The organism is Porphyromonas pasteri, assembly GCF_014647755.1.
GTDB classification, from domain to species: domain Bacteria; phylum Bacteroidota; class Bacteroidia; order Bacteroidales; family Porphyromonadaceae; genus Porphyromonas; species Porphyromonas pasteri.
Genome location: NZ_BMPU01000003.1, coordinates 267,384 through 280,643, shown reverse-complemented (window position 1 = coordinate 280,643; position 13,260 = coordinate 267,384). Strand labels below are relative to the sequence as shown.

Sequence of the window (13,260 nt, the reverse complement as noted above, 5' to 3'; positions counted from 1 at the left end):
CTTGATAGGCTACAGGTGTAAAGGCGGTGACGTCATAGCCGAGTAGTACTAATTGCCCGAAAGTTTTTGCCAAGAGGTTGTATACCGACTTAGCGATACGTGAGTGAGTATTGTGCGTTTTTATCAAGTCAATGATTGTCTAAATATAGAGATATTTAGGTGGTTATAACGTTGGGGTTCCACCTCTTCCCATTCCGAACAGAGAAGTTAAGCCCAATCGTGCCGATGGTACTGCGTTTTGTGGGAGAGTAGGTAGCCGCCATTTTAAGAGATAGGGTGATGGAGTGAAAGCTTCGTCACCCTATCGTTGTTTATATGCCTACCCATTTGATTCTTTATTTGCGTATGACAAAGAAGATACTCCTTTTCTCTATGCTCCTTACGCTCGGCTTTGCTACGAGCTGTAAGGAGGATATGCCCCAATCCACTCCCGAGCCTACGCCTGTAGTACCCGAGACGCCAGGGACGCCTGAAACCCCAGCGAATCCTACTAAGCCTACGCTTCCGGTATCGCCAGCAGAGCCCATGCCCTCGGTGCCTAAGCCTTCGGACTATCGCATCGCTACGCGTATGGTCGTAGAGCCTATCAAGGAGAAGAAGGCAGAGATGCTGGCTACGCTGAAGATCGAAGACTTTGCTTGGCGTGGTAATAAGGATGCCATCAAGCTGGAAGACCTACTTCCCTTCGTGACCTTCAAGGCCTCCGACCTCGATGGCGAGCCTTACACGCTGACCTCAGAAGACCTGAAGCAGCTGGAGCTGGTGGATATGAAGTACGAAGAGCATGGCTCTTATAATGATTACATCGCCTTCAAGGTTCGCTACAGTCACATCTCGGGGACGTCAGTCCTGCGTATCCCTGTCTCTCGCCGTGAATACTTTATGCAGAAGTTCGAGGTGAATAAGGACTTTGCTCCGCAGTACTACCTCGGTGGGATTGCCCATCTCTTCCCGGCCAGTGCAGGGGAGATCCTGAAGGGGTATGATCGTGCGAAGTATGCTGTCATCCTGACGGATGCTCGTGCAGACCACTCGAATAATGAACTTTCGTTCCGTGGTCAGGTATATCTCGTAGGTACGGGCATAGAGGACCCTGTCGTGGTACTTGACTTCGAGGCCAAGGGCTTCAAGCCCCTCTCAGCACTTCAGGGGCAGCTTACCTTCGTTACCTCTGGAGAGCTCAATGAGCATATGAGAGATCGACTGAAGAAGATTCAGAAGAGTAAGACGATCGCGGATGCTGTCGTCCTGCAGCTGCTACAGAACAATGCTAAGTACTGGATCAAGCTCGCCAGCCCAGGCATCCAGAATACCTACGGCGGTGAATTGCAGTGGGATGGTGATAACTTGGAAGGTGTGCTCTCTGGCGGGCATGATACCCGTGATATCTACCTTGAGGACGCACGCTTTGCTATCAATTCGGCTCGCTATGATAAGGCTGCTGGTACCGTGACGCTTGGAGTCGAGCTCATAGCGGCCAATGGAATCGCTGTCAGTGGTGTGACGACGACGCTGGTCGTTCGCTCTGTGAACCTCTAATTTTTCGGTCTTATACCGCTAAATCATAGGCTCGCCTCGACAAGTCCTGCTTGTCGAGGCGAGCCTATTTAATAGGGTAGTGGGAGTGTGCCTCACCCTGCGCCTCTACGATCTAATATGAGGGCGAGGTATGGTGGAATATCTGCTCGTTGCGTGCTTGCTTGTTATTCACAAAACTATTCTCTACCTTTGGTACATGATCTCGGGGCTCTATGCTTCCGATCTATAGCAAACGCAATATGAACAAACAAACCTCCCACGACAACTCTCTGGGCTTCTGGAGCTCTCGGTAATCCCACCTACGCCCCTCATTGGGTTGGCCTCCCACGGCGTAATTTAGAGCTCGAGCAGTCCTCTTACTTCCCCGACCACCCGACAGACGCTCACTCGGCCACATACCCCTTCCCCCGCTTCGGCGGACACCACCACGCACACGCAAAGGCTCCTCCCGATCCTCGCTAAGGGTCGTACACACGCACATCAAGCCTTTGTCCCCACCATACCGTCTCATACGCTCCCAGAGTCCCCTCCCGAGGTGTCTCAGGGATGCAGTCCTACCATTACGCACATTCCCAGAGGGCACCTCGTGTACCCTCTCGACACCACATTAACGCAACTACAATTATGAGACTCCATATCAAGTATCTCTTGGGCTGCTTGGCGCTTCTCTTCCTTCTCCCCGCATGTAAGGGGGAAAGTGACGTCGAAGAAGCTACCCTTGATCTCTCTGCCCAGAGTGTGACCTTCACCAAGGATGGTGGCGAGCAGACGCTTACCGTCTCGACCAACAAGGACAGCTGGTCAGCCTTCACCACCGAACGCTCTTGGCTCACCGTAGAGCAGCAGGGGAATACCCTCAAGGTCAAGGCTACGGCCAATGATCGCGGCATGGATCGTGCTGCTTCCGTAGTAGTCAACGCTGGCGGCATGCAGCGCGTCGTAGATGTCAAGCAGAGTGCTGCTGATGTCATCCTCGATGCTGACGCTACTTCGCTCGTCTTCCCTGCCGCAGGGGAAACGAAGAAACTCGCTATCTCCAGCAACGGTGGCAACGTGACGGCTGAGCTTGCTTCGGCTGTCGACTGGCTGACCATCGACAAGGTCACTCCTACGGCTATCGTCCTCACCGCTAAGGAAAGCAAGGAGAAGGTCAAGCGTAGCGTCAAGGTTAACCTCACCGTAGGTACCGTCATCAAGGAAATCGAAGTCACTCAAGAAGGGATCATGTACTACGTACTTCCCTACCTGAAGTTCCCCGCTTCTCTTCCTGAAGTCATTCGCTATGAAAAGAACCGTGGTAACGAACTGATCAAGCTCCCTGACGGGCTTTTCAATACGACGCTCTATCGCTTCGCTACGCAGAGTAAGATCATGTCCTTCGTACAGTACGAATTCCGTAACGAAAGCACTCCTGGCTTCTCCTCTGCCGTATCTATCTGCTACGATGTAGATCTCGTCAAGGATAATGCAGACTTCGATAACTTCCTTAAGGAAAATGGCTTCGGCGACAAGACCGTAGGTAAGGATGGTAAGACCGTGACCTATCGTGATGATGTCAAGCAGCTGCAGGTCGAAGTAGCCCTCCAGTCGGGTGGTGCTATGATCACGACGACCTATGCTCCTAAGCAGGATAAGGCCTACACGACCTTCAAGACGCTGCCTATGACGCATCAGACTGAGCTGATGAGTGACCGTGATCTCAAGATCAACAAGGGCAAGAAGAAGGAAGATATCCGTAAGCAGGAAGAAACCTGGGGCTCCAAGCGCGATGAATCCGTCACTCAGGAAAACTATGACCGCTTCTCTACGGGTAGCAGTGCCTTCGAAGAAGAAATCTATCGTGGTTACTTCTACGTCCGTCCTTCTAAGGATGATAAGATCGAAGAAAACGACCCCTACATTGACTTCATGCATGGTACTCAGGCCGTCTACTCTAACATCGGTCTGGCCTTCTGGGAAGATGCTCTTGGTCGCTTCGCTCTGACGAAGGAAGTACAGGCTCTCTTCAAGGAAGCTGGCTTCCCCTTCCTCCGTGCTATCGGTAACAAGGGCTATCAGGCCTTCTACAACAAGGACAAGATGCAAGTCTACGTCATGCGTGTCGCTTACGACAAGGGCAAGCCCATCATCGAAATGCAGTCCTTCTATGAAAAGGTAGAAGGTGGCAATTCGATCGCTACGCTCTCCAGCTACGAACGTAGTGTGCGTGCTCAGAAGGCTTACGAAGCTTCGCTCCGCCGCATCGAACGTCGTATCCTCGATACGCCTCGCTTCCGCTAAGGCTGCGGTCGCTCCCCTCTAAGAGGATAGGGTGCCCAGGATATGCTCCGGGCACCCTGCCTCCTCGGGGCGTATGACTCCGTCACCAGACGCACACATCACACACTCCCCTCAGGCGAGATCGGCCCTACCTTGCCGCCTCGCCTTGGGTTCACCATCCCCACACACAAAGACACATTATGAAATCGTATCTCAAGTACCTCTTAGCCTGCTTGGGTCTGCTCCTCCTATTGCCAGCCTGTAAGAACGAAAGCGACGTCGAGGAAGCTACCATCGATGTCTCCACGCAGCTCATGACCTTCACTAAAGATGGTGGCGAACAGACCCTCACCGTCAAGACGAACAAGGACACGTGGACTGCCTTCACCACCCAGGAATCTTGGCTCACCCTCACACAGGAGGGCAATGCGCTCAAGGTCAAGGCCAGCGCCAATGATCGTGGTGTCGATCGCTCCGCTTCAATTATCGTCAATGCTGGTGGAGCACAGCGCCGTGTCGCTGTCACGCAGAGTGCAGCTGACGGCCTTATCGAGATGACGGATACCTCCGTGCTCTTCCCCAAGGCTGGTGCCACGAAGAAGGTCACCTTCTCGAGCAATGGCGGTGCCGTCAAGGCCGAGCTGGCTACCCCAGCCGATTGGCTCACCATCGACCGCGTCGCTGATGGCAGCATCGTCCTCACTGCGAAGGAAAGCCCCGAGAAGTATCGTCGCCGTGTGAAGGTCCTCCTGACCGTCGGCACGACCCTCACCGAAATCGAAGCTATCCAGGAAGGCTCTGTACAGTACGTCCTGCCTATCCTGAAGTTCCCCGCTTCGCTGGCTACCGTGATGAGCGAAGAAATGGCTCGTGGCAACGCGCTTATCCAGCTCCCTGACGGCCTCTTCAATACGACCTCTTACCGCGTGGCTACGCGCAGTGAAGCGATGCCCTTTATCCAGTATGAGTTCACTGACCCCAGTGCTCCTGGCTTCAAGTCTGCTATGTCTATCTGTGCCGACAGCACGCTTGTCAAGGACAATCCTGAGTTCATGGCCTTTGTCAAGGAACAGGGCTTCGATGCTCCTACGATCTCTAAGGACGGTAAGACCACGACCTACACCAGCGAAAGCCTCCAGCTCCAGATCGAGGTGACGATCCAGCCTAAGGGTGCTGTCATCACCACGACCTATCGCCCCACGCAGCGTAAGTCCTACAAGACCTTCGACGTCATGCCTTTGGCCGAGCAGCTCAAGCTCCTCAGTAGCCGTGAGCTGGATATCATGAAGGCTAAGCGTGCTGAGATCCGCAAGCAGGAAGCTGAATGGGGCTCTGAATGGGCTGAACCACACGATCGTAAGTACTACGACCGCTTCATGGTGACGAAGGCCTTCGACGGTGAGTTCGCTCGTGGGTACTTCTATATCGTCGCTGACAAGTACAAGAAGATCCCCGAAGATGATCCATACGTGGATGCTGTCAAGGGGATCCAGGCCATCTACCACAATACCGAGCTGGCCTTCTGGCGTGACTATGCTGGCGACTTCCACCTCTCCAATGAAGTCATCAAGCTCCTTGAAGACAACGGCTATACCTTCCTGCAGAACCTCGAAGGCTATAGTAAGGCTTACTACAACAAGGAGAAGAAGCTCGCCTTCATCTTCACTGTACCTAAGCAGACCTACCAAGGCCGCTACATCCTCGAGATCCAAGCCACCTACGCTGACCGTGGTAACAAGTCCGCTACCCTCTCAGTGGCTACCCTCTCCGACTATCCCAGCTACCTGCGCGCCCTGCGTGCTCAGCAGGCTGAGGATCGTGCCTTCGCTGCTCAGCTGAAGGCTATCTTCGGGCACTAATCTTCCCGTGTACCGCACCACACGGATAGGGCGTTCGGGCTTCGGCCCGGGCGCCCTATTTCTGTTTCCTCACGAGCGGGGTAGTGCGAACCTATATTGGTCGGCGGGCTGACCTATATGAGACTGTTGCAGGAGAGTCCTGCTCTCTATTTATTGTGCTAAGGCATCGTGCTCTCAGCTCCCCGATATACCTCTCCGAAGTGATACACAAGCCTCTCGCCTTATCGCGAGTATTCCTCTTATTCTGTGGAGGGAAAAGTGTCCTTCTCGTGAAGGAAAAAGCGCCTTCCCGTAGAGGCTTTTCCTCATCTATGCACGTAGTCTTAAAGACTAGGCACGCACATCCAAATATCCACGTACGTAGATATTAGAGCCACGTACGTAGTCCAAACTTATCTGCCACTCGTCCACAACTTTTATCCCTACGCGGAGCAACAACCTAATATAGGTCACTTCACAAAGCTATATAGGTCACGATGACGACCTATATAGGTCCGTGAACTGACCAATATAGGTCAGCCCGCCGACCAATATAGGTTGGATTTGGGCTCCTCTGTAAGATGCTTCTCGTGGTGTGCTAAGTGGCTTGGAATGTGTAGGGTATGATGTCGGGGTGGAGGTGGCATCTGTGATGAGAATTTCCCCCAGAGAAAGTGCGGTATACGGCTGCAAAGTATAAGGCTAACTTTATGCTCGTTAGTATTGGATTTACCGAAACAAATCTCTAACTTTGACCCATGGTTGAGGCACAAAGCCTCTGCAAATACAGAACACTCATGATCGAATCATCAACCTCAGATATGCCGTTGGACTGCTGAGGCTCACGAAGAATCCCTTCAACTACGTCGGCTTGGGGTGGCCTCCCTCCGCGTAGATAGAGCCTTGGAAGCCCTGTTTCCCTTCCACGCAAGACGCTCACCTCTCGGCCACACACATCGACACACCTCGCACCCACCACACGCCTACGACGCACGGAGCTACCACCACAGTACCCTCTTCATAGCTCATCCGCTGCTCGTCCTCCCTATCGCCTTCTTATGTCTCTGCCCGTAGAGCACTTTGCTCCGTGGGATCTGTAGGCATTCTACACCAGACAAACTCCAGCTGCGCTACCTCGTAGATCGCACGCTTATATCCGTTCCTACCCATTTCTTCCACCCGCAGGCGACGCTCTTAGCACACACGCTCGTCGTCGAAGCGGAGAGGCCAATGTCCTCCTACTCTGTACCCACCATGAGGTCCATATCTACCTACTTATTAGCGCTCCTGGCGCTCGTCTTCCTCCTCCCTACCAGCTGTAAGCCTGATAGCGACGTCGAGGAAGCCACCCTCGAGCTGTCTCCCTCCACCCTCAACTTCACTAAGGATGGTGGTGAGCAGGTCGTCACGATCACTACCAACCGCGAGAACTGGAGCGCCTTCTCCCCACAAGAAGACGCTTGGGTCAAGCTCAAAGAAGAGGGGAGTACCCTCCGTGTGAGCGTCCCTGCCAACCCTCGTAGCGAAGAGCGCACAACTTCGGTCATCGTCAATGCTGGAGGCCTGCAGCGTCGCATCGCTATCCGTCAGTCAGCCGGTGAGGCAAGCCTCACGCTGGAGCAAACGGTGACCTTCGGCCTCGAAGGAGGCTCTCATCTCATTACCTTCGCTGAGGCTTCGGCAGATGCTAAGGCTGAGCTCGCTGTCCCCACCGACTGGCTGAGCATCTCAGCTGCCAGTGCCAAGGGCTTCACCCTCATCGCAAAGGCCAACGCTACGAAGCTGCGCCGCGCTGCTAAGGTGAACGTCATCCGTGGCAATAGCATCCAGGAAATCGAGGTCGTGCAGGAAGGTCTTCCCTCGACGCTCCTGCCCCTCTTGGAGTTCCCCGCTGACCTCTATCAGGTCATCCGCTACGAGCAGGGCAGAGGCCACATCCTTCTCGAGTCTGTCAATGGTGGCGAAGATGAACCCTCAGTCTACCGCTTCCTCACTAAGGATAAGACCGTGCCCTTCATCCAGTACACGTTCAACGTCCCCCTCAGCCCTGGCTTCATGTCGGCCGAGACCCTCTTCTTCGGCTTCAATCCCAAGGAGGATGTCCCCGCGCTCGAAGCCTACCTCAAGGACCACGGCTTCACGCTCAGCAAGAGTACCGATCAGATGGCCGTCTACACGAGCACGAAGATCCCCGTAAGCCTACAGACGTACTACTTCTCCGATGGCGTGAAGCTGGAGTTCACCTACCAGCCCCAGCAGCCCCAGGCTTACAAGACCTTCACCACGCTGCCTATGACTCACATGACCGCCTATATGGGCAATCGTGAGCTGAATAAGGCCGGTAAGAAGCGTGCCGAGATCCGTAAGGATGAAGAAGCTCTGGGTAGCGAATACTTCGATGTCGGCGATCCCTCAGCGGATGTCTATCAGGTGAAGAAGTCCTTCGACGGGGAGGATGTCCGTGCCTATCTCTTCGTCGTGGCTAACCCTGACAAGGGGATCGCAGAGGATGATCCCTACATCGATGTCTGCGTCGGGGTCAATGCCTTCTTCCCCATCACCATGGGTTACTGGCAAGATAAGATCACTGGGAAGCACTATCTGACCAATGAAGTGCGTTCATTCTTTGCAGGGGTAGGCTATCCCTACCTCGGGAAGCTAAAGAATGGCGACTACGCCTTCTATAATAAGGAGCGGCTCCAGGTGTATGTCTTGCGCGCAGTAGATGATGGGGCGACCCAGGTACTGCAAGTCCAGTCGATCTACGCTAAGGTCAAGAGTGCCAATGCCTCCCTCGCTTCCCAGCTCGACTATCGAGCCTCGGTCAAGCAGCGTCGTGAGGATCTGCGCCGACTGAGCGAACTCGTCGCGCCACGTGCGCTACGTCGGGCTTCCCATTAGTATTATCGTAGCCAGATAGAGGCTTTAGGCCTTGGCTCCTTATCTAATTTATATCCCGTTTAGATCAGCTTATGAAGCGTACATCTCATCTGCTCCTGGCCCTCTGTGTGGGGGCCCTCTCCCTCAGCTCGTGTAGCCGTAGTGGCAATGGCTCGGGGGACGAACCTAATCCCAGACCCCGTCCTACGGTACCGATAGACAACGGGCGTTACACCCTCCCCTTGCTCATCTATCCCTCTACGCTCGACGCCATCAAGGCCTACGAAGCGAAGCAGGGTAGCGTGCTTAAATCGGTAGAAGAGTTCCCTGCAGGGAAGTACTACAATTACAAGCCCAAGAGTGAGGACGTCCTGAGTATAACCTACATGTATGGCAATGCGTCTGTCTCTGGCTTTGAGACCGTATTTGTAGCCTACAAGGATCCCAAGCTGGTGATTAACAATAAGGAGTTTGATGAGGTCGTCGCTCGCCATGGCTTCTACGATAGTGGAGCTTATTCGGAGGGGCGTACTACTTGGAACTACTACAAGAATAAGTACTATCCCGAGCTGCTACTTCTCGTGCGTGAGAAGAATGGTAAGGGGCTGCTTCAGTTCAGATACGAGCCTACGCAGTATCCCAATGAGCGCTATCCGACCTTCTCGAAGGTGCCCATGCAGAATCTGCTCCACTACCTCGAGAATCCCTTGACGGGCTTTGCTGGCAAGACGATCGATGAGGTCAGCGCCTTTGAGGAGAAGCTGGGGAGCGAAGAGCATATCTCCTATGGGAGTCGCACCTACGAGGTGAAGACCTCCTTTGATGGAGAGTACCAGCGTACCTATTTCTTCTATGACTATGCTGATGAAAAGTATGGTCGGAAGGGTAAGTACAGGAGTATCTATAGGATCAGATGTCGGTACAAGAATCTTGGTCTGGGGATCCGCTACGACGCGCGAGGTACGAGCTATGTCGCCACCGATGAACTTACACGTCTGATGGAGAAGGCTGGCTTCACTTTCCTTGGTACTCCTCAGCGACTCTTCCGGAATTATGGTACGCACCTGACTTACAGCTTCGATACCTGGGGGGGCGACCCTGACAGATCTCGTGAGGGGGTCGAGCTCGTCGCGGATGTCTACTACGATAAGGACTAAGTATCCCACTCAACCTCTATAGATAAACTCCCGCTGGAGGCGGGGTGATCTCGCCCCGCCTCCAGCTTTTCCTCTCCATATCAAATCAGACTGCTTATAACGAACAGTTACTTTTCTTCCTTTCACACCTTCCACATACCACACGCAATTTTACCTCCATGAGACGCTTCCACTTTACCCTTTTAGGGGTCTTGAGCGTATTCCTACTCAGCCTCCTTTGCCTCTCCTGTCGCCCTCAGAGCGATGTGGAGGAAGCTACCCTCGAACTCTCTGCCACCGCTCTGACGCTCCCACGTGAGGGCACGGCGCAGACCCTCACCATCACGACGAATCAGTCCAGCTGGTCAGCCTTCTCCCCGCAGGAGGCTACGTGGATCACCCTACGACAGGAGGGCAATACCCTCTATGTCGGAGCGCAAGCGAATGCCTCTGGGCAGGAGCGTACGGGTGCTGTCCTCGTCCAAGCTGGTGGCCTGCAGCGTCGCGTCACTGTGCATCAGACGGCGGCCGACGTCCTCCTGGAGGCTCCTGAGTCGGTCGTGCTCCAAGCTGAGGGCGGGTCAAGCGAGGTGAGCTTCGAGTGCAATAGCGATGCTCTCACTATCGAGCTGGCCGAGGGTGCTGGTTGGCTTCGTGTCGATAAGCGCACGGCTAAGACGTTCACTCTCGTCGCAGAGGCCAATGCCGACAAGCACAACCGCACGGCTAAGATCACCCTCACCGCAGGGACGGCCGTCCGTGAGCTGGAGGTCACCCAGCTGGGACTCACTCCCTACATCTTCCCCATGCTGACCTTCCCCTCACGCCTCTATGATATCGTTCGCTATGAGCATGAGCGAGGCAATACGCTCCTCTACTCCCGTGAGGAGACGAAGGAGCAGTACCCCAGCTTCCGCTTCCTCACCAAGAGCCAGGTCGTGCCACTCATCGAGTATCAGTTCAGTGCGACGAATAGCCCGGGCTTCTCTATCGCTACCCTCATCTATACGGATAAGGACCTCGTCAAGGGGAACAAGGACTTTGACGAAGCCGTAGCTGCCTATGGCTTTGTCAAGCAGAGCTCTTCGCCCGACCTCGTCTACACGCTGTATGAGAATCCGAAGCTCCCTCTGCAGCTCCTCGTGACGATCTTCACAGGAGGGGCGAAGGTGCAGTTTGTCTATAACCCCACGCAGACGAAGCCTTTCCCCACCTTCAGCGAGATGCCTCTGAAGCGCCAGATCGAGTTCCTCGGGAGCCGTGAGCTGGATATCAAGGGCAAGAAGCAGGAGGATGTACGTGCCTTCGAGCAGACCGAGGGGAGCGAACGCATTGAGAATACCCCCGACTTCTACGACCTCTTCAAGCCCAAGCACTCCTTCCAAGATGAGGTCATCCGCGGCTACTTCTACATCATCACCCCGACGCAGATGGATGACCCCTATCTGGGTGTCGTGAATAGCGTCTTGGGCTACTACCCCCAGCTCGAGCGTGCTCTGTGGTACGATGAGATCGACGGGCACTATCATCTCACTGATGAGGTGATGAAGCTCTTCACCTCCGCTGGCTACGAGTATATGGGCCAGACGCAGAATGCCAGCTATGCCTTCGCTAATCGTGCGAAGAACTTAGCTTACACCATACGTATCTTCTTCTATCAGGAGCAGCGCGTCCTCGACGTCCAGGCTTACTACACCGAGATCGATGATGGGTCGAATTCCGTCCAGGAGTTCATGAACCACCGCACCTCCCAGAAGAAGCGTGCCGCCTTCCTCCGCCGTCTGGATGCCCTCTCTCAGCGCACCATACGCTGAGTGCACCCAGCTTATATCCACTAACTAACAACAAACAAGATGAGAAAGACAATCAGCCGTATCTTGGGTCTTTCCGCCCTCCTCACCCTGCTCCCCGCCTGTAGCCCACAGAGCGACGTAGAGGAGGCCACCCTGGATCTCTCCACCGAGACACTGACCTTCACTAAGGAGGCTTCTGAGCAGACCCTCACCGTCTCGACGAATAAGGAAAGTTGGTCCGCCCTCTCCCCACAGGAAGCCACCTGGCTAAGCCTCACACAGGAGGGTAATACTCTGAAGGTCCGTGCTGAGGCCAATGACCTGGGCAACGACCGCGTCGGCTCGGTCATAGTCAATGCTGGTGGCCTGCAGAAGCGCGTCACCGTCCGTCAGGCCTCTGGTGACGTCATCCTCGCCACCGACCTTGAGCGCCTTGTCTTCCCCATCGAAGGGGGTACGAAGAAGGTTGTCTTCGAGAGCAATACCACTGCTAAGGTGGAGATTGGAGCCGAAGCCTCTTGGCTCAAGCTCGCCGAAGTGACGAAGGCAAGCTTCACCCTCGCTGCTGAGCGCAACGAAAGTGATGCGCCCCGCTCGGTGAAGGTCGTCATCACGGCTGGTACCCAGCTCAAGGAGATCGAAGTCACTCAGGATGGTGCCAACCAGTACGTCCTGCCCCTGCAGCAGTTCCCTGCAGGTCTCAAGGATGTCATCCGCTTCGAGCGTGGCCGTCTGAGCGAGCTGACGCGTAGCTTCACCCGTGGTAGCGCCGTCGTCTTCCGCTATGCCACGCAGAGCGAGCTCTTCCCTCTGATCGAGTATGAGTTCGAGCACGAGCGCAGCAAGGGCTTCCAGGCTACGATCCAGCTCTGTCTCGATGACAAGACGGTGAAGGACAATCCTACCTTTGTCGCCTACCTGCAGGGCCGTGGCTATCAGAAGTCCGACGCTCTGAGCAATGCTGGTCAAGATGTCTATGTACACAGCACCCTTCCCTACAACCTCAATGTAGCCTTCGACTCCTCGGGCGAAGCGCTCCTCGAGACGGTCTATATGCCCCGTCAGCCTAAGGCTTACAAGACCTTCGACCACCTGCCTATGAAGCAGCTGCTGGCTCTGAACTGTGACCGCGGTCGTGATATCCACGGCTACAAGCGAGATGATGTCGCTAAGAAGGAAGCCGAATGGAAGGGCGAACTCGATGTGAAGGACCCCCGCGCTAATCGCGAAGACTACCAGCGCTTCATCGCTAAGGGTTCGCTCGAAGGTGAGTCTCATCGTGGCTACTTCTACCTCCAGCCCAGCGAAGATATCCCTGCTGATGACCCCTTTGTAGGCGAAGTCTTCACGACGCAGGCCATCTTCGCCGACGTCACGCTCGGCTTCTGGACCGACCCTCTCGGCAAGTCTTATGTGACGAGGGAGATGGAGCAGCTCCTCAAGGATAATGGCTACAACTACCTCCGTACGCTCAATGGAGGCTTCGTCGCCTACTACAATGCTGCAGAGAAGGCTGCCTACATCCTGCACCCTGCTCAGCTGGATGGTAAGCCCGTCCTTGAGATCCAGACCTTCCTCGTCGAGCTGCCTGGTGGTGCTGGCTCTGCTCCCCGCCTGAAGGCTGCTAAGAAGGAAAACCTCCTCGAGCGCCGTGCTCGCATCGTAGAGACCATCAGCCGTCATCTGCAGAAGACACGTCGCCTCCAGTCTCATCGCTAACCCTCCACTCACTCTCTTAGGCCCAGTAGCCCCATGCCATCCGATCAATCTTCACTATAATCTCCATACACACTACAAGAGTCGCACAGCACACAC

The 13,260-nt window shown here is 54.7% G+C and carries 7 protein-coding genes and 1 rRNA gene; all 8 read left to right on the top strand.

Going from position 1 to position 13,260, the window contains the following annotated elements; genetic code table 11:
• Positions 1 to 155: 155 nt before the first annotated feature.
• The 8 genes from rrf (at position 156) to IEX77_RS06310 (ending at position 13,164) form a co-directional block, all read left to right on the top strand.
• A 5S ribosomal RNA gene (rrf, locus tag IEX77_RS06345) occupies positions 156 to 265 on the top strand.
• Between the two features lie 80 nt (positions 266 to 345).
• Positions 346 to 1,539, top strand: a complete 1,194-nt coding sequence (locus tag IEX77_RS06340; protein WP_188808190.1) for a hypothetical protein — start codon at positions 346 to 348, stop codon at positions 1,537 to 1,539.
• A gap of 624 nt (positions 1,540 to 2,163) precedes the next feature.
• Positions 2,164 to 3,819, top strand: a complete 1,656-nt coding sequence (locus tag IEX77_RS06335) for a BACON domain-containing protein (RefSeq protein WP_188808189.1) — start codon at positions 2,164 to 2,166, stop codon at positions 3,817 to 3,819.
• Between the two features lie 179 nt (positions 3,820 to 3,998).
• Positions 3,999 to 5,657, top strand: a complete 1,659-nt coding sequence (locus tag IEX77_RS06330) for a BACON domain-containing protein (protein WP_188808188.1) — start codon at positions 3,999 to 4,001, stop codon at positions 5,655 to 5,657.
• A 1,233-nt stretch (positions 5,658 to 6,890) separates the two neighbouring features.
• Complete coding sequence (locus IEX77_RS06325; protein ID WP_188808187.1) at positions 6,891 to 8,537, top strand: BACON domain-containing protein; 1,647 nt, start codon at positions 6,891 to 6,893, stop codon at positions 8,535 to 8,537.
• Positions 8,538 to 8,608: 71 nt separating this feature from the next.
• On the top strand, positions 8,609 to 9,673 hold the full coding sequence (locus tag IEX77_RS06320; RefSeq protein ID WP_188808186.1) for a hypothetical protein: 1,065 nt from the start codon (positions 8,609 to 8,611) through the stop codon (positions 9,671 to 9,673).
• A 191-nt stretch (positions 9,674 to 9,864) separates the two neighbouring features.
• Complete coding sequence (locus tag IEX77_RS06315; protein ID WP_188808185.1) at positions 9,865 to 11,466, top strand: BACON domain-containing protein; 1,602 nt, start codon at positions 9,865 to 9,867, stop codon at positions 11,464 to 11,466.
• Between the two features lie 39 nt (positions 11,467 to 11,505).
• Positions 11,506 to 13,164 (top strand): BACON domain-containing protein, encoded by a 1,659-nt coding sequence (locus tag IEX77_RS06310; protein ID WP_188808184.1) that lies wholly within the window; start codon positions 11,506 to 11,508, stop codon positions 13,162 to 13,164.
• The last annotated feature ends 96 nt before the right edge of the window (positions 13,165 to 13,260 follow it).

Coding starts and splice junctions, on each gene's coding strand:
- IEX77_RS06330 (WP_188808188.1), top strand. CDS start 3,999: ATGAAATCGTATCTCAAGTACCTCTTAGCCTGCTTGGGTCTGCTCCTC.
- IEX77_RS06325 (WP_188808187.1), top strand. CDS start 6,891: ATGAGGTCCATATCTACCTACTTATTAGCGCTCCTGGCGCTCGTCTTC.
- IEX77_RS06340 (WP_188808190.1), top strand. CDS start 346: ATGACAAAGAAGATACTCCTTTTCTCTATGCTCCTTACGCTCGGCTTT.
- IEX77_RS06320 (WP_188808186.1), top strand. CDS start 8,609: ATGAAGCGTACATCTCATCTGCTCCTGGCCCTCTGTGTGGGGGCCCTC.
- IEX77_RS06335 (WP_188808189.1), top strand. CDS start 2,164: ATGAGACTCCATATCAAGTATCTCTTGGGCTGCTTGGCGCTTCTCTTC.
- IEX77_RS06310 (WP_188808184.1), top strand. CDS start 11,506: ATGAGAAAGACAATCAGCCGTATCTTGGGTCTTTCCGCCCTCCTCACC.